Origin of the sequence: Pseudobacter sp. (assembly GCF_051955275.1) — a bacterium.
In the GTDB taxonomy this organism is placed as follows: Bacteria; Bacteroidota; Bacteroidia; order Chitinophagales; family Chitinophagaceae; genus Pseudobacter.
This window is the reverse complement of the sequence record NZ_JBQCGW010000081.1, coordinates 11,976-31,119: the sequence shown is the minus strand read 5'-3', so window position 1 is coordinate 31,119 and position 19,144 is coordinate 11,976. Positions and strand designations below refer to the sequence as shown.

The 19,144-nt window shown below is 47.0% G+C and carries 22 protein-coding genes; 9 read left to right on the top strand and 13 right to left on the bottom strand.

Going from position 1 to position 19,144, the window contains the following annotated elements:
• Nucleotides 1–71: 71 nt before the first annotated feature.
• Nucleotides 72–749, top strand: a complete 678-nt coding sequence (gene fsa, locus ACTHMC_RS07150) for a fructose-6-phosphate aldolase (protein ID WP_440412120.1) — start codon at nucleotides 72–74, stop codon at nucleotides 747–749.
• A 213-nt stretch (nucleotides 750–962) separates the two neighbouring features.
• Here the strand turns inward: fsa and ACTHMC_RS07145 are convergent, their stop codons facing one another.
• The 4 genes from ACTHMC_RS07145 to ACTHMC_RS07130 form a co-directional block, all read right to left on the bottom strand.
• Nucleotides 963–1,226 carry a hypothetical protein gene (locus tag ACTHMC_RS07145; protein WP_440412118.1) on the bottom strand — a complete coding sequence of 88 codons (264 nt, stop codon included), beginning with the start codon at nucleotides 1,224–1,226 and terminating at the stop codon, nucleotides 963–965.
• Nucleotides 1,227–1,323: 97 nt separating this feature from the next.
• Complete coding sequence (locus tag ACTHMC_RS07140; RefSeq protein WP_440412116.1) at nucleotides 1,324–1,632, bottom strand: hypothetical protein; 309 nt, start codon at nucleotides 1,630–1,632, stop codon at nucleotides 1,324–1,326.
• Nucleotides 1,614–1,799, bottom strand: coding sequence for a hypothetical protein (locus tag ACTHMC_RS07135; protein ID WP_440412114.1), 186 nt, complete (start codon nucleotides 1,797–1,799; stop codon nucleotides 1,614–1,616). Before ACTHMC_RS07135 ends, ACTHMC_RS07140 begins: the two co-directional genes overlap by 19 nt.
• 27 nt (nucleotides 1,800–1,826) lie before the next feature.
• Nucleotides 1,827–2,249 carry a hypothetical protein gene (locus ACTHMC_RS07130; RefSeq protein WP_440412112.1) on the bottom strand — a complete coding sequence of 141 codons (423 nt, stop codon included), beginning with the start codon at nucleotides 2,247–2,249 and terminating at the stop codon, nucleotides 1,827–1,829.
• Between the two features lie 141 nt (nucleotides 2,250–2,390).
• Between ACTHMC_RS07130 and ACTHMC_RS07125 the strand changes: the two genes are divergently transcribed.
• The 3 genes from ACTHMC_RS07125 to ACTHMC_RS07115 all read left to right on the top strand — a co-directional run bounded on the left by ACTHMC_RS07125 (nucleotide 2,391) and on the right by ACTHMC_RS07115 (nucleotide 7,362).
• Nucleotides 2,391–3,284 carry a methylated-DNA--[protein]-cysteine S-methyltransferase gene (locus tag ACTHMC_RS07125; protein ID WP_440412111.1) on the top strand — a complete coding sequence of 298 codons (894 nt, stop codon included), beginning with the start codon at nucleotides 2,391–2,393 and terminating at the stop codon, nucleotides 3,282–3,284.
• 146 nt (nucleotides 3,285–3,430) lie between these two features.
• Complete coding sequence (gene smc, locus ACTHMC_RS07120; protein ID WP_440412109.1) at nucleotides 3,431–6,952, top strand: chromosome segregation protein SMC; 3,522 nt, start codon at nucleotides 3,431–3,433, stop codon at nucleotides 6,950–6,952.
• A gap of 80 nt (nucleotides 6,953–7,032) precedes the next feature.
• A complete protein-coding gene (locus ACTHMC_RS07115; protein ID WP_440412108.1) occupies nucleotides 7,033–7,362 on the top strand; it encodes a DMT family protein in 330 nt (109 codons plus the stop codon).
• Nucleotides 7,363–7,417: 55 nt separating this feature from the next.
• On the opposite strand, the gene ACTHMC_RS07110 is transcribed toward ACTHMC_RS07115, so the two are convergent.
• Entirely contained in the window at nucleotides 7,418–8,338 is a 921-nt protein-coding gene (locus tag ACTHMC_RS07110) for a WD40/YVTN/BNR-like repeat-containing protein (RefSeq protein ID WP_440412106.1), read from the bottom strand.
• 667 nt (nucleotides 8,339–9,005) lie between these two features.
• Entirely contained in the window at nucleotides 9,006–10,454 is a 1,449-nt protein-coding gene (locus ACTHMC_RS07105; RefSeq protein WP_440412105.1) for an aminopeptidase P family protein, read from the bottom strand.
• 250 nt (nucleotides 10,455–10,704) lie between these two features.
• Here ACTHMC_RS07105 and ACTHMC_RS07100 point away from each other — a divergent pair, with 250 nt between their 5' ends.
• A complete protein-coding gene (locus ACTHMC_RS07100) occupies nucleotides 10,705–11,436 on the top strand; it encodes a hypothetical protein (protein WP_440412103.1) in 732 nt (243 codons plus the stop codon).
• 6 nt (nucleotides 11,437–11,442) lie between these two features.
• Here the strand turns inward: ACTHMC_RS07100 and ACTHMC_RS07095 are convergent, their stop codons facing one another.
• The 3 genes from ACTHMC_RS07095 to ACTHMC_RS07085 form a co-directional block, all read right to left on the bottom strand.
• Nucleotides 11,443–12,093, bottom strand: coding sequence for a hypothetical protein (locus ACTHMC_RS07095; RefSeq protein WP_440412102.1), 651 nt, complete (start codon nucleotides 12,091–12,093; stop codon nucleotides 11,443–11,445).
• Between the two features lie 57 nt (nucleotides 12,094–12,150).
• Nucleotides 12,151–13,056 (bottom strand): transglutaminase domain-containing protein, encoded by a 906-nt coding sequence (locus ACTHMC_RS07090; RefSeq protein WP_440412101.1) that lies wholly within the window; start codon nucleotides 13,054–13,056, stop codon nucleotides 12,151–12,153.
• A gap of 275 nt (nucleotides 13,057–13,331) precedes the next feature.
• On the bottom strand, nucleotides 13,332–13,613 hold the full coding sequence (locus ACTHMC_RS07085) for a hypothetical protein (RefSeq protein WP_440412099.1): 282 nt from the start codon (nucleotides 13,611–13,613) through the stop codon (nucleotides 13,332–13,334).
• A gap of 311 nt (nucleotides 13,614–13,924) precedes the next feature.
• Between ACTHMC_RS07085 and ACTHMC_RS07080 the strand changes: the two genes are divergently transcribed.
• Nucleotides 13,925–14,914, top strand: coding sequence for a type I glyceraldehyde-3-phosphate dehydrogenase (locus ACTHMC_RS07080; protein ID WP_440412097.1), 990 nt, complete (start codon nucleotides 13,925–13,927; stop codon nucleotides 14,912–14,914).
• A 1-nt stretch (nucleotide 14,915) separates the two neighbouring features.
• On the opposite strand, the gene ACTHMC_RS07075 is transcribed toward ACTHMC_RS07080, so the two are convergent.
• Nucleotides 14,916–15,287 (bottom strand): response regulator, encoded by a 372-nt coding sequence (locus tag ACTHMC_RS07075; RefSeq protein WP_440412095.1) that lies wholly within the window; start codon nucleotides 15,285–15,287, stop codon nucleotides 14,916–14,918.
• Between the two features lie 101 nt (nucleotides 15,288–15,388).
• On the opposite strand from ACTHMC_RS07075, the gene ACTHMC_RS07070 reads away from it, so the two are divergent.
• A complete protein-coding gene (locus tag ACTHMC_RS07070; RefSeq protein WP_440412094.1) occupies nucleotides 15,389–15,733 on the top strand; it encodes a hypothetical protein in 345 nt (114 codons plus the stop codon).
• Nucleotides 15,696–16,082, top strand: a complete 387-nt coding sequence (locus tag ACTHMC_RS07065; protein WP_440412093.1) for a hypothetical protein — start codon at nucleotides 15,696–15,698, stop codon at nucleotides 16,080–16,082. Before ACTHMC_RS07070 ends, ACTHMC_RS07065 begins: the two co-directional genes overlap by 38 nt.
• On the opposite strand, the gene ACTHMC_RS07060 is transcribed toward ACTHMC_RS07065, so the two are convergent.
• Entirely contained in the window at nucleotides 16,069–16,500 is a 432-nt protein-coding gene (locus tag ACTHMC_RS07060) for a response regulator (protein ID WP_440412092.1), read from the bottom strand. The two genes, ACTHMC_RS07065 and ACTHMC_RS07060, sit on opposite strands and share 14 nt — an antisense overlap.
• A gap of 224 nt (nucleotides 16,501–16,724) precedes the next feature.
• On the opposite strand from ACTHMC_RS07060, the gene ACTHMC_RS07055 reads away from it, so the two are divergent.
• Complete coding sequence (locus ACTHMC_RS07055; protein ID WP_440412091.1) at nucleotides 16,725–17,063, top strand: hypothetical protein; 339 nt, start codon at nucleotides 16,725–16,727, stop codon at nucleotides 17,061–17,063.
• Between the two features lie 382 nt (nucleotides 17,064–17,445).
• On the opposite strand, the gene ACTHMC_RS07050 is transcribed toward ACTHMC_RS07055, so the two are convergent.
• Together ACTHMC_RS07050 and ACTHMC_RS07045 are read right to left on the bottom strand one after the other, a co-directional pair.
• Nucleotides 17,446–17,613: a DUF1328 domain-containing protein gene (locus ACTHMC_RS07050; protein ID WP_440412090.1), complete on the bottom strand. Its 168-nt coding sequence runs from the start codon at nucleotides 17,611–17,613 to the stop codon at nucleotides 17,446–17,448.
• A 35-nt stretch (nucleotides 17,614–17,648) separates the two neighbouring features.
• Nucleotides 17,649–19,139, bottom strand: coding sequence for an alpha-amylase (locus ACTHMC_RS07045; RefSeq protein WP_440412089.1), 1,491 nt, complete (start codon nucleotides 19,137–19,139; stop codon nucleotides 17,649–17,651).
• Between the last annotated feature and the right edge of the window lie 5 nt (nucleotides 19,140–19,144).

The following is a 19,144-nucleotide window of genomic DNA, read 5'->3' as shown; positions in this document are numbered from 1 at the left end:
GTAATCTGCCGATTTTTTTTCTTTTTTCCTCTCTATTATATCTCCGTACCTACTCACTAAATTTGATAATTATGAAATTCTTCATTGATACAGCTAATATTGCACAGATCAGAGAAGCTCATGATCTCGGTATTCTCGACGGCGTTACTACCAACCCATCCCTGATGGCCAAGGAAGGTATCCGCGGCGAAGAAGCAATCAACAAACATTACCTGGAAATCTGCGAGCTCGTTGATGGCGGTGATGTAAGTGCTGAAGTTATTTCTACAGACCTGGAAGGCATGATCGAGGAAGGTAAAAAACTCGCTGCCATCCATCCGAATATCGTTGTTAAGATCCCCATGACCAAAGAAGGTGTGAAAGCACTGAAGTATTTCTCTGACAACGGGATCAAAACAAACTGTACACTGGTGTTCTCTGCCGGTCAGGCTATCCTGGCTGCCAAGGCAGGCGCCAACTACGTATCTCCCTTCATCGGCCGTATAGACGACAGCAACTGGGATGGCGTGCAACTGATCGAACAGATCGCCCATATCTACAGCCTTCAGGGTTTCAAAACTGAGATCCTCGCCGCATCTATCCGCAGCCCGCTTCACATTGTTAAATGTGCTGAAGTTGGTGCTGATGTTTGCACCAGCCCGCTGGACGCGATCCTCGGTCTGCTGAAACACCCGCTGACTGATCTCGGTCTTGCGAAATTTGTGGAAGACGCGAAGAAAATGCAGGAACAGAAAGCCCCTGTTAAATAACTAAACCGGAAGCCAGGTATTTGGAGTGAAATACACCTTGTGCCTGGCATTTGAGAAGGCAAAGTGAAAGAAATTTCGCTTTGCCTTTTTTCATTTTATGTCAGGGATGCTTAAACAGAGCGCATCCAATAATGCTACCTGACTGTTTTAATTATTCTTCCCTGCCGGGTCCATAAAACGATACTTCCTTTTATTCCCGTAGTTACAATGCTATCACCGGTACTGTTCCAGCCGACAGGCGAGTTGCCGGATCATACTGTTCACCTGAAATGCCTGCACCAGCTGTAAGGTTTTGCTGTTGTAGATCCTGAGCAGGCTGTCGTCACCGCCTACGGTAATCAGCATTTTATGGGGGTGCCAGTCGGCAGTCCAGAGCAGTGTATTTGATTTGATATTTCCAGGGCAAACAGGTTGTTGGGAAAAGGTTTGGAATGTCAGCAGAAAAGAGGAGATCTGCAGCAATATTGATTTTGACATAAATGAGTGTTGTATGGCCAGCAAAGGGGAAGGCACTGGCAAAATTTAAAATACTCATTATTTTTTGAGGGAGCAAGGCAGGCGACCCTACTATTAGTTATTTAAGATCACTGACTAATAATTTTGACAACGCAATATCACAAATGATTATCTCTGTGGAGTTTTCAAGATATGCTACGGTGTACTTCTTTCTGAATGTAGCACAACGATATGAGAGTTTACGCCAGGGGATGAATCCACAAGGTCTATGAGTTACCCTGTTGTCCGCTAATGCTTCGAAAAAAGAAAATGCTTCATCAATAAATTTTTTAGCAGTTTCTGGCAACCCTTTCCCTTCTACAAACAAGGCTATTTTGGCAACGTATTCAACTACCGCTTCATGGATCGTTACTTTTCTTTCGACCATTTATCAATTAATTTATAAGCCAGCTTTTTACCTTCTGTCAGTGAAAGTTTTTTGGCGGGAGGTGTTTTACTTGCTGCTCTGGCTAACAGCGCTTCGTATTCTTTCTTAGGAAGAACAACGTAGTCTTTATTATCGATCTTAAATGAACTCACTTTGTTCTGTTTCATCAAATGTACTAATTTTTAAATATCAAATCAACTTCTCTTCTTCTTTCTCGCCGGCTGCCGCGTACCCGGCCCCATCACATCTTCCATCGTTTTCAACGCTTCCGTTTCAGCTAATTTTTTGATATAGATAGTGATGCTTCTTTGCAAACCCGTATCGGCTTTCAACACAGCCTTCACTACCACGCTATCCGCATTGAATGCACTGTCGAAATATAAATTACAGCCATCGAATTTGCCACCGCTTGAAGTAAAGTGGAGGTCCTGCGCGGAGAGCGGCATCCATCTTCCATTACTGAGCTTTGCATCTACATTGATGTAGTTGTAAACGCCACCTTTTTTCAGGCTGTCTGTGTACAAATGGAACTCAATGCTGTCTATCTTTTGCTTCTGTGCAAATGCACCGGAAGAAAAGAGAATCAACATACAGATCGCAGCTATAAATCTCATCATATCGGGTGTCAAGTTAATAAAAATGCCGTTAATGCTTTCGTCCCTGACCCACAGACGGTTTCAGCAAGAAACGGGTTGTCTGCCTGCCCGCTTTGAGCCAGTTTTGTGAAGAGTTTCGGTCACTACAAAAAATGGAAGCGTATGTTAGTCCAAAAGCAAGAACTTTACCGGCCATTGACAGCAGAACAACATCAATACAATACCATCGCCAGGGCCATCGAATACCTGTATACCCACTTCAAAGATCAGCCTGATCTGGAAGAAGTGGCTGCGCAGGTGCATGTGAGTCCTTTCCATTTCCAGCGCATGTTCACGGAGTGGGCGGGCATCAGCCCCAAGCGGTTCATGCAATATCTCACGGCAGATTTCCTGAAGCAGAAACTGATGGATTTTTCCAGCATCTCCGATGCTGCCGAGGCCGCTGGTCTCAGCAGCCAGAGCAGAGTATATGATCTCTTCGTTACACTGGAAGCGGTAACTCCGCAGGAGTTCAGGGAAAAAGGGGCGGGGATCACCATCGAATATGGATTTCACCAAAGCCCGTTCGGGGAACTGATCATCGGTGCCACTTCCAGAGGGATCTGCTATTTACATTTTCTGCAGGATGGAGATCATCAGAAGGCGGTAGAACATTTACAGCGGTCATGGGAAAACGCCACGCTGCAGTTCAACCCGGAAAAGACAGCCCCGCTGGCTGAAATGGTCTTCGATCCATCCAAACGGAAGGAAAAACTGCATGTCCTGGTAAAAGGCACCAATTTCCAGGTGAAGGTGTGGAATGCCCTATTGAAAATCCCTTCCGGCCAGCTCACCACCTACCAGGATGTGGCCCGCGGGATCGGGAACCCACGCGCCATGCAGGCCGTAGGATCCGCCGTGGGAGCCAACCCTGTTGCCGTGCTCATTCCCTGCCACCGCGTGATCCGGAAGAACGGCGTTCTGGCCGAATACATGTGGGGGCCTGAACGTAAAAAAGCCATACTGGGATGGGAGTTTTCCCGCGTACCCGGTACGCCCGGAACCGGGATTTTATAGCTATTCCCGCTCTTTTTATCCCCACGAACTGCACAAGTGAAGTAAAGGTGCATAAGAATCTATTGAAATTGGAGGACGGTAACAAACAAGAACCTATTTTGTACCTCAAAGCTGTTATATTTGCTGTCCTTTAAAAAAATAGACAAGTGCGATTAAAGAGTTTAGAAATTAAGGGCTTTAAAAGTTTCGCGGATAAGACCGTACTGAACTTCGACACCGGCATTACCGGCGTTATCGGCCCCAATGGATGTGGCAAGAGTAATATCATTGACAGCATCCGCTGGGTGATCGGTGAACAGAAGATCAGCCATCTCCGTTCTGAAAACCTCGAAAGCCTGGTTTTCAATGGCTCCAAAACCCGCTCAGCCAGCGGCCTCGCGGAAGTAAGCCTTACCTTCGAGAACACCAAGAACCTCCTGCCCACAGAATTCAATACCGTTACCGTAACGCGTAAATTCTACAAAAGCGGGGAGTCCGAGTACCGCCTCAATGATGTGCAATGCCGCCTTAAGGATATCCAGAACCTTTTCATGGATACCGGGGTGAGTACAGACAGCTATGCCATCATCGAACTGGGTATGGTGGACGAGATCATCAAAGACAAAGAGAACAGCCGCCGCCGCATGCTTGAACAGGCTGCCGGTATCACCATCTATAAAACGCGTAAGAAAGAAGCCAAACAAAAGCTGGACGCCACAGAACAGGATCTGGCGCGTATCGAAGATCTGCTCTTCGAGATCAATAACCAGCTGAAAATGCTGGAGAACCAGGCTAAAAAGGCTGAAAAATTCTACGAGATCAAGAAAGAATACCGCGAGTATTCCATCGAGTTGGCCAAGGCCTCCCTCGAAGGATTCAACGTTACTTACCGCGATCTGAATCAGCAGTCCGAAACCGAGACCGATAAAAAGATCCGCCTCGAAGCCCTTATAGCCAATGAAGAGGCAACCATCGAAGCAGAGAAAGTAGGATATATCGAAAAAGAACGCGCCCTGCAAAGCATGCAGCACGAGTTCAACGATCTCCTGCAACTCCTTCGAACCAAAGAGAACGATAAGAACCTCGCTTCTCAGAAACTCAACTTCCTCAAAGAACGCGAAAACAACCTCCAGGAATTCCTCAACAAGAGTGAGGGAACCATGAAAGGCCTGGAAGAAAGCATCGAGTTCACCAAACTCCAGATCACAGAAGAGGAAGGAAAACTGGAAGGCCTCGAGCAGCAGCTCGATGACCTGAAAGCCTCATCAGAAGAGAAACGGGGCATCTTCGATACAAAACGCGTGCATGTTGACAGCCTCCGCAGTGAGAACCTGGCCATCCAGCGTAATCAGTTTGAAGCTGAGAAGAAAGTGGCCGTTGCTGATACCTCCATCCAGAACCTTCAGTCAAGCATCTCTCAGATCGAAGAAGAGAAGGAAGTACGCCGCAGTCAGCTGAAACAACTGGAAGAAGAAATGATGACGCGCGAGCAGGAACTTGAAAGCCGTAAGCGTGATCTGCAACAACTCCAGGAACAACATGAGCGCACCAAGGAACAGATCCTTCAGACTCAATCTGAAATGGAAGGCCTCCGCCAGCAACTTGCCGAAGAGAACCGTAAGCTGGATTCAAAGCGCAACGAGTACGACCTGCTGAAAAGCCTGATCGACTCCATGGAAGGTTACCCTGAGAGCGTGAAATTCCTCCACAACAATCCCAACTGGAACCATACAGCACCCATTCTTTCCGATATCATTTATGTAAAGGAAGAATACCGCGCCGCTGTGGAGAACGTGCTGGAACCGTACCTCAACTATTATGTGGTGAATAACCTCACTGAAGGTATGCAGGCCGTTCAGCTCCTCGACAATAACAAGAAAGGAAAGGCCAACTTCTTCCTGCTCGATAAGCTCACTAACGCTGATGCATCTGCGCACAGCGCACCCTCCAATACCATCCCTGCCATGCAGGTGATTGAAGTGGATGCACAATACCGTCAGCTGGCAGAGCACCTGCTGGGACAGGTTTTCATCGCTGAAAACGATGATGCCCTGGAAAACAGCAATGGCTCCGTGATCCTGGAAAAGACCGGTAAGTACGTGAAAGGTAAATTCTCTCTCACCGGTGGTAGTGTTGGCGTGTTCGAAGGAAAGAAGATCGGTCGTGCCAAGAACCTGGAGAAATTGTATGAAGAGATCCAGGTGCAGGAAAAGATAGTGACCGAGCTCAAAGCCGCCATCCAGGCCAAGCACAATGAAGTGATCGGTTACAACGAACAACTGAAAGAAACCGCCATCAAACAGGCGCAGGAAGATATCAACCGCCTCACCAACCAGGTATTCTCGCTTCAGAACAAGATCGAGAGCCTGCACGGCCTGCAAAGCTCTTCACAGAACCGGATGGAAGAACTGCAGATGAACCTGCAGAACACATCCTCTTCCATTGAAGGCACACGCCAGGAATGGCTGGCGCTGGTTGACAAGATCACCGAACTGCGCGAAACACTCCGCGTGGCCGAAGAAGAATACAGGTATGCGGAAAACCAGTACCAACAGGCTACTGCTTCCTTCAACGAATTCAACCTGCAGGTTACCCGCCAGCACAGCCGTATCAACCAGCTGAAGCAGGAGAGTGAGTTCAAAGGCAATCAGCTACGCGACCTCAGCACGCAGATAGAAAGCAACAAGGCGCAACTGAAAATGACCGTGGAAAGTCTCACGGAAAATGAAGAAGTGCTGGCCAATGCAGAAAATGGCCTTGTGGACATGATGCGCCGCAAGGAGGAAGAAGAAAAGAAACTGAACGAAGCCGATCAGGCATTCTATAATATGCGCAATGCGCTCAATGAAAAGGAAAGCGAACTGCGTTCCAAGGTAAAAGAGCGTGAGCAACTGGAGCACCTGCTCAGCGAGATAAAGGACAAGCTCACCGAGCTGAAACTGCAACTCGCGGGTATGAAGGAAAGGCTGAATGTGGAATTCCGCATCGACCTCGATGAGATAATCGACCAGCCACGCACAACGGAAATACCTACCGAAGAGCTTCAGGAGAAATGTGACCGTATGAAGAAGCGCCTTGAGAACCTGGGTGAAGTGAACCCGACGGCCATCGAAGCCTTCCAGGAAATGAAGAAGCGTTATGAGTTCATCCTCGAACAGAAGAATGACCTCGTAACTGCCAAGGACAGCCTGATGCAAACCATCCAGGAAGTGGAAGCCACTGCCAACCAGCAGTTCCTCGATACCTTCAACCAGGTACGCGAGAACTTCCAGAAAGTGTTCAAGGCGCTCTTCACAGAAGATGATACAGCGGATATGATCCTGGAAAATCCGGAGAACCTGGCGGAAACAGGTATCGATATCGTAGCCAAGCCAAAGGGAAAACGTCCTTCATCGATCACGCAGCTGAGCGGTGGAGAGAAGACGCTGACGGCAACCGCGCTGCTGTTTGCCATCTACCTGATCAAACCGGCTCCCTTCTGTATACTGGATGAGGTGGACGCGCCGCTGGACGATGCCAACGTAGGCAAGTTCACGCAGATGATCCGCAAGTTCAGTGAAGAAAGCCAGTTCATCATCGTTACCCACAACAAAATGACGATGAGCGCTGTGGATGTTATCTACGGTGTAACCATGCAGGAACCAGGCGTAAGCAAGCTGGTGCCTGTTGACTTCCGTGGGCTTAACTAAGTTACTAACGTTCGCATATATCCGATCATAGAAAGCCCGTCTCCGTACGGGCTTTTACATGTACCTCTCACAATCATTGTATGAAGACAATACTATTACTGGTTGCCTCGAATATTTTCATGACCATCGCCTGGTACGGCCATCTGAAGAACGAGAGCATTCCCATGTGGAAGGCCATCCTGATTGCCTGGGGCATCGCCTTCTTTGAATACTGTCTGATGGTACCGGCCAACAGGTTAGGTTATGGCAATGGCTTCAATGGTTTTCAGTTGAAAATGACGCAGGAAGTGATCACCCTGGTGGTGTTCACCGTGTTTGCCGTCCTCTATCTGAAAGAACCGTTCCACTGGAAATACCTGGTAAGTTTTGCGCTGCTGCTGGGGGCCGTATATTTCGCTTTCAAGAAATAATCCCATAAAAAAACGGACATCCATCACTGAATGTCCGTTTTTCTTTTGCCTATTTCTAGTAGATCAGCTTCGCTATCTTTCCATCACCCGCCAGGATCACGGTCCTGCCTGTCTTTGAACGCTTCACCACATTATAGCTCTCTTTTGAAATAAGTGTCCAGTGCATGCCAAGGTCATTGGAAACGTCCACGCCACTGGTGCCGCAGCAGATCAGTTGTCCTCCTGTGATAAATTCCACACCACTTCTGTACCCATGCGGTGGCTCCACCGGTATGCGGAATTTACCTGGCTGGCTGAGCTTGAAGAGTACACAGTTGCCTGCTCTCGCCGTATCCGAAGTGTAATTACCGCCAACCACGGCTGCCTGATCTTTATAAACAGCAATAGAGTAGGCCCCGGTTGTTTCTTTCCCTTTAGCCAGCGGCAATTCAATGGCTTCGCCATTCTGGATCAGCCTGCTGATCATACCTCCGGACACGGCTGTATACAGATCCCTGCCATGATGGATGATATTGGTGCCGCTCGCCGCAAAGAAGGCTTCGCCTTTTTCCATTTTGAGTTTACCGCTCCTGAACCTCGACCAGCTTTCTCCACCATCCTTGGTAGTGAGTACATAGAGTTCATCCCCAATGGGGTCCCCGATCACCATTCCGTATTTAGCATTGGCAAAATCCATGGCATCCATGAACACGCCTTTTGTAGTATCTGTAAAAACTGTTTTCCAGGTTTTGCCGCCATCAACTGTCTTCAGGATATTGCCGGGTTCTGCAATAGCTATCACAATCGCCGTATTCTGGTCAAAAGCCTCGATATCCCTGAACTCCCGCTTCTCAAAGCCCGCCACTTTATTCCATTCCCAGGTCTTGCCGCCATCCAGGGACCTGCCCACCATACCGCCGCTGCCACTAACCCAGATCACATTGTCATTCAGTACGGCCAGCCCTCTCAAAGAAGTCTTCAAGCCGGACTGCAACACTTCAATAGTCTGGGAAAAACAAGAAACAGTAAAAAAACAGGAAAGGATAAATAAGCAGCATCGCATATCGCAATCAATTTAGTGGCTCTAAAAATAATGATAAATAACCAGTGTGGGTGTGTTTTTCAGCCGGCGTTCTTACCGGCTTGTGCACCAAAAAGAAAAAGGAGATAAAAAGAAAAAGCCTTGGCTGAGTAATCAGCTAAGGCCCTTTTTGTTTCAGTCGATCTGCAAATAATTTCTTTCAAAGTATTGGATCTTCGGTCGAGAACATGGCTGTTTGGATAGCCGGGGTTTTAAGGATATCGACTGAGAATTTCAACGGAACATGGATTTCAGATGTTTCACCGATATTGGATTTCGATCAGGTGGTTTTTCCAGGACAATCAGTTTCTTAAAGCGGTTTCAAAACTTTAATAGGACAATGTCTGAAAAGGATATTGGTCTCTTAGGATCTTTTCATTGATATTGGAACAGGAAGACTGGATTCTGAGGATTTTGTCAGAAGGATATTGGATCAGATTAGAATACAAATTTAGCCCAAGTCAATTTATTGACATAGAGCAATAATGCCCTATTTTCCCTGTTCAGATAATACGTTAAGAATAGTATAAAAAACATGTATATCTACGTAGTTTCCGACAAATATCAACGTACTAATACTAACTCAAAATCCCTTTTTGCCTGATTTTAAAGGAGGTAGAACAAAATTGTCCAGAGCACTTTTTTCGGAAATGGTCTTTTCCACCTCAGCGATGCTGCGCGGAGCATTGCGGGAAAGTAACTCATAGTCCTTCTCGCGGATGAGTATATCGTCCTCAATACGAACGGCAATGGTCCACCATTTGGAATCGCATTTGCTGCCTTTGGGAATATAGATGCCGGGCTCGATAGTGATCACCATTCCTTTTTTGATCTTGTCATAACTGCCGCGGTCGTGTACATCAAGCCCGATATGGTGCCCCAGGCCATGTGGATAATACTTACCGGCTTCCTCTTTGGTTTTGGCGATGCCCAGTTTTATCAGGCCATTGATTATTATTTCGCGGGAAACACGGTCGAGCTCCTGCCAACTGGCGCCATCCTTACTGATTGCGAATGCGGCTTCCTGTGCATCATATACCAACTGGTAGATGAGTTTCTGTTCTGCCGTGAATTTACCATTGGCAGGGATGGTGCGGGTAACATCGGCTGTGTAGCCATGATACTGTGCTCCCACGTCCATCAGTACCATCCGGTTGGCCACGTTCAGATCGCTGTTTTCCTGGTAATGGAGCACACAACCGTTGTTGCCGGCGCCCACGATGCTGGGGTAGCCAACTTCTTCTGCGCCATATTTTTTGTGCACGTATTCATGGAGGCCCTGGATCTCACGCTCGGACATATCCGGACGCACAGCTTTCATCACTTCCACCTGTCCATTACAGGAAATTTCCACAGCTTTGCGCAGCAGGTCCAGCTCCTCCTCTGTTTTGATCTCACGGAGTTGTTGGGTGAGTTTATAGTAGAGGGAATGCTGGAATTTATCTTTTCCGGCGGTGGAATCCACGTAACCCGACTTCGCCTTGAACTGGTTCATCAGGGCATAGAGAGCATCGCCCCTGTTGTTGTTACGGTCCATATCTGCCGGGAAATTGTTCAGGATCACCTGGGAGAACTGGCCGAAATTGATGGGATAATTATTGAAATCCCCTCCGTTGAGGGCCTGTCCGATCTTCAGTTTTTCCTTTACGCCTTCGGTGCCAAGGCGGATGCCTGTCCATTGTTCGGCGCCGGGATCACGTCTTTGCACAAAAATGAGCTCCTTATAGGTACTGCCGTCGGCAGCTTTCTGCGGTTCCTTGAAGATGAAGAGCAGGGAGTTTGGTTCCGTGTAGCCTGAGAAATAGTATAGGTCGGGGTTGGGATGGTACACGTAGTCCACATCATTGGAGAACTTTCTTACAGGGTAGGCAAAGATCACCGTTACTGAATTATCGGGCATCAGTTGGCGGAGGGCTTCCCTTCTTCCTGCATGGAATTCCTGGCTGAGGTAATCCTGTGGAAGAGTATTTTCCTGTGCCGATGCAACGGAATACAGGAGCAGGAACATCATAACAGGGAGGGCTATACGCATACAGTAGTTTTTGGTGAAGTTTGGCTTGTGGTATAAATATAAATAAAAGAAAAGGAGTGTGGAAGATGCTGGTGCGAAAGGCAGAAGTGCAGGCCGGCAGGCCATTACAGCAGTTGAACGGTAGGTATTGCGTATTTCTTATTGCATCGATCGTATTTTATGCAGGATTTGCGAAGTACTAATACTGAAAAATAAAATGTGAACAATATTTAAGGGTAAATAAGCGCTTAAGTGGCGTAATGTCAGAGCAGTGAAAAATCAAATATATCAGGTGATATCGGTGTTGACGGTCGTGGCATATTTTCTGCCCATTTCGATCGTGGCGATCAGAAAACTGTGGAAGGAAACTCCTTTAACGCTTTTTGCAGCCTACTGGGCACTTAGTGGGCTCATCAACTTAATCGACAGGATCCCCGGAATTCCTGAGAACGCGCTGGTGAATATTGGCGTAATTTATAATATGCTGGATATGCCACTGGTGATGGCGATCGTTTGTTACACCACCCGGATCCCGGGTATCCGCAAGTTCACCCGCATCGCATTGCTGGTATATCTCCTGGCAGTTGGTGTTACACTCTTCATGCACGGAATCAACTACGATGGCCTTAAATACCTGCTGGGCCTCGGTTTGGTCCTGATCTTCACTACCATCATCTGGGACCTGTTTGTGCACCTGCGTAAACTGGAGCATTCCCGCCGCGAAAAGGCTGTGATCCTCATCGACGCGGCCCTGTTGTTCCAGTACGGCACATACGTGATCATTTATATTTTCGATTATTTCTGGGTGAAGGCGAGCAACGAAACTGATAACTACATTATTTATTATATCTCCAGTATTGTATCTCTCTGTGTTGGCATCTTTGCCTTCCTCATCGTGCGGAAGCAAGACAATGCAAAGTCTTCTAACAAGAAGCGTAACGCCGGCGTTCATTCTGATGAGCCCGGCAATGCCCAGGCAGACTCCATATTTACAACGTACTAGATATCTTCAGAACTTATGTGCGGATGGCAGGGGACCACTCTTGCTGATAGCCCGTGATTGCACAATTGCCATTACAAAACAGGCATTGCGCAGCAGGTTCACCAGGTGGTGGATCAGCAGGCTTTCCGTATAATGACTTCTCAGGGAAATGAAATAGAAGAAATTTCCTGCTACATAAAAAAGAACGCCCGTCACCATCCAGAACTCCGGCCTGGTATTGATGGGCTCAAAGGTTTCTGCCGTGATCCATTCCATAAAAAAGAACATGCTGAAACTGATCAGCAGTATCACCGAGATGCCGCCGATGCTGCTGTAGAAAAAGGAGCCAGGTCTGAGCAGGGTAGTGGTTATGAGAATGGCCAGCAGTCCTGATCCACCGCTCACCCAACGTTTGTTCCTGGGCTTCCGGAGGCAAAGGAAAAGCAGCCAGGCCAGCAATCCGTATTCAATCAGCACAATGCAAAAGTTGAACTGGTGATGGAATGGGGCGCTGTTCAACTGATCATGCAATTGACCGGTAATAAAATGTACCAGGGAGAAGAGCAGGATCGGCCAGTTGGCTCTCACCAGGCGCTGAGGACGCAGGAGAAAGAATAACAGGGGAATGAAAAGTGTTGACCAGGAGGAAATGATTCCTGTGACCGTGGTTACAAACATATCGCAGCCAGGATTGAAACAGGAAAGTACTGATTATTTGTATATGATACATATCCTTTAGAGGTCAATAATGGCGAATGCCTTTTCACTGAGGTATGGGCCGCCGGGATAACGGGCAGTATAGTCGAGATTGATCCAGTACTGCCCGTCCTGTTCATGGTAGAAGATGTTCTCTATGGCCTGATCGCTGAAAAGGTGGATGATGGCCTGCTGCATTCTGTCGAATGCTTTTTCGTCTCCTACATAGAGCTCAGGATAGAGATGCCCTTCCGTCAATACCATGCGGCAATGGCCGCCAATGGCTTTGAGGGCGGAACTCATGAGAATGGAGTGGTCGTCGCAGTCGCCGCCCATTCCATTCTGAATGGTTTCGCGGGCGGTGGCGAAATATTCATCACGCTCCGAGTCAGACACGTACTTGAAATTATTGTTGATGTATTTGAAGAGGGAGAGTTGTCTTACGATGGGGCCGTATTTGGTATGGTAATCATCGAAGTAATCGAGGGAATGGGTCACGGCAAAATTGCGCACCACGGAGTCCTGGGAATTCACTTTGGACTGCAGGGCTTTCACGGTTTTGGTGAGTGGACCTTCAAAGATGCCCGGATTCAGTACCAGGTCGATCTCCTTCTGGCTTTTTCGTCCCCAGTTCTGTTCCACCATCGTGCGGTAGTCGGCCATGATGCTTTTGAAGCCGTATCCGTTGGTTAGTTGATTGTAGATCAAAACCAGCACCAGCAGGGCCACTGCGGGGATGAGGAGGAAACGGAAAAGGCGGAGGATGAGCCAGGTGAATACGCCTGCCAGTATGATCGATACCGTGAGATCGAGGTTCCATGAGCCGATCACGAGAGGGGGAATATAACGGTTGATCAACGGAGCAAGGGGCAGTACGGTAAGTACGCTGCAGATCAGCAGCAACCATTTGCGGGTTGCAACATATTTATCATCCTGAAAGTTCATGCCGGGCGTTAGCTTTTTAAAAAAACTCAAACCGTATTCAATTTATGAAATTCAACAATCTGGTACCGATATTCTGCAATATAGGAACGCAATAGACCGATACAAATTTTTCACCAATTATTTGATTGACAGTATTTTTTTGGGGCGGGCGTCGCTGAAAAAGCGTTGAATGTTACCGCGGGTGCGGTTATGCGGGATGTTCAGGGAAGAAGAAAAAAATTAAAAGAAGTGATCAGGACAATGAGAGCGGGACCTGAAGGCCCCGCCTGAGAATATTATTCATCATCCTCTTCATAATAGGCATCTTCATTATCATTATATACAGATTGCCATTCGCGGACCTTATCGTCGCTCAGCAGTTCCAGGATATCGAAAATGGTGTCATTTTTCTTCTTCCATTCCATAACCGGGCCATCAGCATAGCGCGTCACGTACAAACAATGGTCTGTATCCACAGTGATCTTGATCAGGGTAACAGGACTATCTTCTTTCTCCTGTACCAGGTAATAACAGCCAGTCTCTAACAGAGCATAAGAATACATACGGATCTCCTCCACTCTTTTTAAAAGTTTACAAAAAAGAAGAATTAATGGTAGTAAGTCAGTTGGTATCCCGTAAACCCGGGCGGTAGAATTTAATGAGCCTGGTAAGGCGAATCGTGGATTGGTTTGATTTGGGTAGTATCACAGGACAAAGGCTCAGCTCAAATGTAAGACTTTATCCGCTTTCGGAAACCATCCCACGGCCACCGCATGTAAATTTTAGATTTTGTTAATTTTTCGTCCCTGATTATCAGTTCCTTATCCATTTAACACGAATCGGATGCCAGCTTCAGCTATATTTGCGCCTGCTTTAATGTTAGAAACCTATGCGAATAGCCATTAATGGGATGGGCAGGATCGGACGTCTGCTTTTCCGTCGCCTCGTAAACCACCCTGATATTGAACTTGTTGCCGTGAATGATATCATGGAACCCGATAACCTGTGTTATCTTCTCCGCTATGATTCGGTGTATGGAACATTTCCTAAGCCTGTAGCTTTGGAAAACAACCAGTTACGAACAGGGGATAAATCCATTTCCGTATTCCAGCAATCTGATCCCACTACACTTCCCTGGAAGGATCTCGGGGTAGATGTTGTGCTGGAATGTTCCGGAATGTTCACCAATAAGGCCGGAGCCAGCATACATCTGCAGGCTGGGGCTAAAAAGGTATTGCTGTCCACAACAGGTTCAGCAGATATTCCACTCATGATCTACGGATACAATCAGCATGCCCTCACTGCAGACACTGCTATTCTGAGCCCGGGCGGCTGTATGACCAATTGCTCCACACATATACTTTATATCCTCAATGCCATCGGCATAGAGTCAGTACAGCTGAACATCCTGCATTCCTATACCAGCCGTCAGGAGCTGGTAGACGCACCGCACAAGCAGTTCCGCAGGGGACGTGCTGCTGCAGAAAGCATCATTCCCGTAGAGATCGATCTGCAAACTTCGCTGGAGAAATTATTTCCCATGATGGCTGAGAGGATTGCGGCGGTTTCCACACGTGTACCTGTTGCCAATGGGGCTATGGCGGATTTCACGCTGCAACTGAAGAGCAAGGTTACCAAGCACCAGATCAATGAACTGTTCCGGAAGGCAGGCGAGAATGAATACAAAGGCATCCTGGAATACACGGAAGATCCGCTGGTATCGCTTGATATCAAAGGTAACACCAGTTCTGTGATCGTGGATGGTACACTCACTACTGTAGTTGGCAATCATCTGAAGCTGATCACCTGGTTTGATAACGAATACGGGTATACGAGCCGGATGATCGACTGGCTGCTGTACATGCGTCAGTTAAAGTAGCTCAGAGATGGTCCAGGTCTGAAAAGGAGATCGGCTTTGTAAGCACCTGGAACTGCACGCCCGGAATTTCAGGGGCGGTAGGCTGGTACCCGCTCATCAGGTATAATTTCAAGTCGGGATTTACTTTCAGGAAAGTTTCCACCTGCATCCAGCCGATGCCGTCAGGCAGGTTATTGTCCAGGAATAAAATGTCCGGAAGCAAATTCTGCATTTCCTTAACACCATCCTGCAATGTATGGGTATAGTGAACCTGATAATTCTTGCGGGAGAAGTATACTTTCATCAGGGCGCAGAGGTCCTGCTCATCATCTATGATCAATATTTTTTTAGGGGTGCTCAGATTATCAACTTTTTGAACTAACGTTTTACTCACTTGTTTAGTTGTGTATGGCCATCTACAAATTATACGCCCGGTGGTCAAAGGCACTGTTTTTTTGCAGAAAATTTCGTTCCAAATTTTAAAAAATCAACCATATGGCGCCTGCAGAAGAAAGAAATCCAACAGACCAGCTGGCAGATGATGTGACCGGACTTGTGCAAACATACTATAAACTCACGCTGGTAACAGCTGCCAAAAAATCTTCAGGTGCTGCCTCCTCCGTGATAGTAGCCCTGGTGATCGCTGCCTTTTTATTGCTGATGATTCTCTTCGGTGGATTGGCAATGGGGTACTGGTTGGGGAACTTAATCAGCAATATGGCTTTGGGTTACCTGCTTACGGCGGGCTTTTTTCTTCTTATCACCCTCATCCTGGTACTCTCCAGGAAAAAATTATTCAGCTATGTCAGAAACATCATCGTCCGTAAAATATACGAATAAACCGGTGATCCGGTCTTATGATGATCTGCTGCGCGAAGAGGAAACACTTCGGCACCAGCTCAGCCTTCAGCAGGATATCGTGGCGGAGCAATGGATCGCTGTGAAGCAGCAGTTTGCTCCTGCGGCCAAACTCATCTCTGGCGTGGGTAAGATCACATCAGGAGGAGGTAAGGGATTGCTGAAAGCAGGACTGAATATCGGCCTGGGGCTGCTGTTTAAAAAAACGGGAGCACCGGTAATAAGGAATATAGCTACCGGTTATGTGGCTGAAAAAGCCGTTGGCTTTCTTACGGGGCTTTTCAAAAAGAAAAAGAAAATTCCACCGGTAAATAAAGCTATTGGGGGATAGCAGCTGTATTGAACCAGTAGCTGCGGATCTCATAGATCACTTTCACCAGGGCGTCGAAGCTGACAGGCTTCACCACATATGTGTTGGCGCCAAGCTCATAACATCTCCTGATCTCATTCTCGTTCTTGGTAGTGGTAAAAACAACCACCGGGATTTTCTTCAGTTCAGGGTGTTGCTTGATCTCCTTCAATACTTCACGGCCATCTTTCTTCGGCATATTCAGATCCAGTAAAATAAAACCGGGATAATTGATATCCAGCGTTTTGCTATGCATGATACCGGAGAGGTATTCAATCAACTCAATTCCATTTTCTACAAATTCCAGCGAATCTTTAAATCCATTCTCTTCAAATGCGGTCTGCAGCAGGAACCTGTCGTCTGCGTCATCTTCGGCTATGAGGATAAAGAGTTTCTGCATAAAAGGCTGTAAACGTTTGTACAAATGTAATTCCCGGTTATGGAATAACAATGGCTTTGGATATTTATATCGGTTAACATTGTAGCAGTCACGCCCCATGCGGATTGTGGAGGATTTGTACAAATAGTACCATCATTTGCCGGAATTGCAGGGGTACGGTTTTTTAACCTGTAAGTACAGAATAAAGAGTGAAAGAAATTGTTGAACCATTAAAAAACTGAGTTATGAACAAGCAGGAAAAAACCATACATACGCCGCAATCGAATGATCAGAAGAATAAAGACAATGCGGATAAAAAGCAGGAATCCTTTGATAAAGGTCATAATCAAAGCGGCTATGCCGAAAAAGAACCAAGGAAAAAACCGGAGCAGGGTGGAAATCAGCCAAAGGTTTCCAATGAAGATAATGATATTACAAATACAGATCAGCAGGATCGTATCGATGAGGTAGAAGAAGGAACAGGTACAGAAGGAAACTTATCAGATAACAAGGATCCTGAAATTGATACACCGATCTATGATCCTGAAAAAACCGAAAAAAAGATACCGTCTATCAAGCAGTAGACTCCCGCAGGATAAGTGGAACATCAGACAGGAATACACGATACAATAGCAATAGGACGGTCAAATAAAAATGAAGAACCACACATTAGTGCGGAAAGATTTTGGGGCAGACGTTGATTTGGTTGAAGGCCCCGCCGGATGGCGGGGCCATTTTTATGTGGCAGAGAGAAAAAGTTAATCGGGGAGCACTCGTTCGCCTCCGGAAGTGAGGAATATTTGTTCGCCTCAGGCGAACACCGTGTCGCCGGAGGCGACGGAATAAAAATCTCTCGCGGGGATGAGCGACTGGGCGCAACACTGATAAATAAAAGAAGCCAGGAAGTTTTACGCTTTCCTGGCTTGCCCGCTTATAATTGTCCGTTGCCTTATGAAGTCTGATGGTTTAATCAACACCTTTTGGCCGTCCTGCTATCAAGCTCAATAAAAACAGGACTATAAAAATGAAGAATAAAATCTTTGCAATGCCTGCAGCACCTGCTGCGATACCGCCGAATCCGAAGATAGCGGCTACGATCGCTACTATTAAGAATATAATTGTCCAGCGTAACATAGGCGTTTATTTTATTATTAATAAAGTTTAAAATTTCATGCCAGCGTGCTCATGGCCTCTTCGCGGATCCACACACTCACGCTTTCTGTGTTAGCAAAGAAATTAGCATGCCCGTGCTCATCTGTCTGGATCTTTTCCTGCCTGTTGCCGGTGCAGTCAACAAATATCCTGTTGCCATGTAACGCGCCCATGCTCATGGGTTTATCTCCGCCTTCACTATTGCAGACCACTACTGCGCATCCTGAGAACTCCATTTCTTCCACTCCTTTTCTTACCCATCCGATAGTATTGGGATGATCAAAATGATCTTCCTGTTCCCCATATGCCAACCTGTGGCGTACCTGCATCATTTTGGCGAGCGGGAATACAGGTACATGCTCAATATCATGCCCTTCCGTTTCATATTTAGCACCATACAGGTCAGTATAAAAAACACAGGGAATGCCTTTGTCGCGCAGCAGCGTGAATGCGTATGCATGCGGCAGGAACCAGTAATCCACCCAGCTCTCCAGGCTTTGATGCGGCTGGCTGTCGTGGTTATTCACAAAAGTCAGGGCCTTGTCCGGCAATTCGCGAATGAAAGTGTTGTCATACAATCGGCGCAGATCATATTCCTTTCTTTTCATGGAGGCTTCATAAAAATTGAAATGCAGCGGTACATCATACATCAGGCAATGCTGATCCAATTCATTGCAGTATTTCAGGATTGCGTCAAGGTTATGGCTCCAGTATTCTGCGATGCAGAAGAAGTCCCTTCCGTATACTTCCCGTACATAGGGAATGAACTCTTTATAAAAGCGATAGGTGATATGTTTCACTGCATCCAGTCTGAGGCCGTCAATGCCGGTGGTTTGGATGTACCATTTGATCCAGTGTTTCAGTTCTTCTCTTACAAACTCCCTGTCGAACGCGATATCGGCTCCCATGAGGTAATCGAAATTTCCTTTTTCTCCATCCACCATTTCTTCCCATCCGTCCTGTCCGTTCTGGTGTTCCAGCAAGTAGATATTGTACTGATTGTCTTCTGCAATACTCACGGCAGTGAAGGCATCGTGATTCCAGATGAAGTCGGAATATTTTCCCTGTCTTCCCGGAAACGTGAATTTTGTGAAAGCATCGATGCCCACGGCCTCTGCCCATACTTCATTGCGGTTCTCCGAGTTCACGCGGCGGGCGAGTACACGTTCCTGTTCATCTGCGCCCTGCTTGTGATTGAGCACTACATCCGCGATCACCTGGATGCCCGCTTCGTGCAGCTTGCTGATACAATTGAGGTACTGCTCTTTAGTACCATACTTGGTTCGCACGGATCCTTTCTGATCAAACTCGCCAAGATCGTAGAGATCATATACGGCATAACCGGGCTCAGCACTGCCGTTGGCGGATTTGTAAGCCGGAGGCAGCCATACATGCGTTACGCCAAGACTGGCCAGGTGTTGGGCCTGATCTGCGCAATGATCCCACAATGAACCATCATCGGGGTAATACCAGTGAAAGAACTGGAATAGTGTATCGTTCTTGTTCATATGTA

What these genes read in the sequence shown, in the direction of transcription:
- ACTHMC_RS07070 (WP_440412094.1), top strand. Translation starts at nt 15,389, where the DNA reads ATGGCGCCTGCAGAAGAAAGAAATCCAACAGACCAGCTGGCAGATGAT.
- fsa (WP_440412120.1), top strand. Translation starts at nt 72, where the DNA reads ATGAAATTCTTCATTGATACAGCTAATATTGCACAGATCAGAGAAGCT.
- ACTHMC_RS07140 (WP_440412116.1), bottom strand. Translation starts at nt 1,632, where the DNA reads ATGGTCGAAAGAAAAGTAACGATCCATGAAGCGGTAGTTGAATACGTT.
- ACTHMC_RS07060 (WP_440412092.1), bottom strand. Translation starts at nt 16,500, where the DNA reads ATGCAGAAACTCTTTATCCTCATAGCCGAAGATGACGCAGACGACAGG.
- ACTHMC_RS07045 (WP_440412089.1), bottom strand. Translation starts at nt 19,139, where the DNA reads ATGAACAAGAACGATACACTATTCCAGTTCTTTCACTGGTATTACCCC.
- ACTHMC_RS07095 (WP_440412102.1), bottom strand. Translation starts at nt 12,093, where the DNA reads ATGTTTGTAACCACGGTCACAGGAATCATTTCCTCCTGGTCAACACTT.
- ACTHMC_RS07105 (WP_440412105.1), bottom strand. Translation starts at nt 10,454, where the DNA reads ATGCGTATAGCCCTCCCTGTTATGATGTTCCTGCTCCTGTATTCCGTT.
- ACTHMC_RS07065 (WP_440412093.1), top strand. Translation starts at nt 15,696, where the DNA reads ATGTCAGAAACATCATCGTCCGTAAAATATACGAATAAACCGGTGATC.
- ACTHMC_RS07135 (WP_440412114.1), bottom strand. Translation starts at nt 1,799, where the DNA reads ATGAAACAGAACAAAGTGAGTTCATTTAAGATCGATAATAAAGACTAC.
- ACTHMC_RS07145 (WP_440412118.1), bottom strand. Translation starts at nt 1,226, where the DNA reads ATGTCAAAATCAATATTGCTGCAGATCTCCTCTTTTCTGCTGACATTC.
- ACTHMC_RS07125 (WP_440412111.1), top strand. Translation starts at nt 2,391, where the DNA reads ATGTTAGTCCAAAAGCAAGAACTTTACCGGCCATTGACAGCAGAACAA.
- ACTHMC_RS07130 (WP_440412112.1), bottom strand. Translation starts at nt 2,249, where the DNA reads ATGATGAGATTTATAGCTGCGATCTGTATGTTGATTCTCTTTTCTTCC.
- ACTHMC_RS07090 (WP_440412101.1), bottom strand. Translation starts at nt 13,056, where the DNA reads ATGAACTTTCAGGATGATAAATATGTTGCAACCCGCAAATGGTTGCTG.
- ACTHMC_RS07080 (WP_440412097.1), top strand. Translation starts at nt 13,925, where the DNA reads ATGCGAATAGCCATTAATGGGATGGGCAGGATCGGACGTCTGCTTTTC.
- ACTHMC_RS07050 (WP_440412090.1), bottom strand. Translation starts at nt 17,613, where the DNA reads ATGTTACGCTGGACAATTATATTCTTAATAGTAGCGATCGTAGCCGCT.
- ACTHMC_RS07115 (WP_440412108.1), top strand. Translation starts at nt 7,033, where the DNA reads ATGAAGACAATACTATTACTGGTTGCCTCGAATATTTTCATGACCATC.
- ACTHMC_RS07055 (WP_440412091.1), top strand. Translation starts at nt 16,725, where the DNA reads ATGAACAAGCAGGAAAAAACCATACATACGCCGCAATCGAATGATCAG.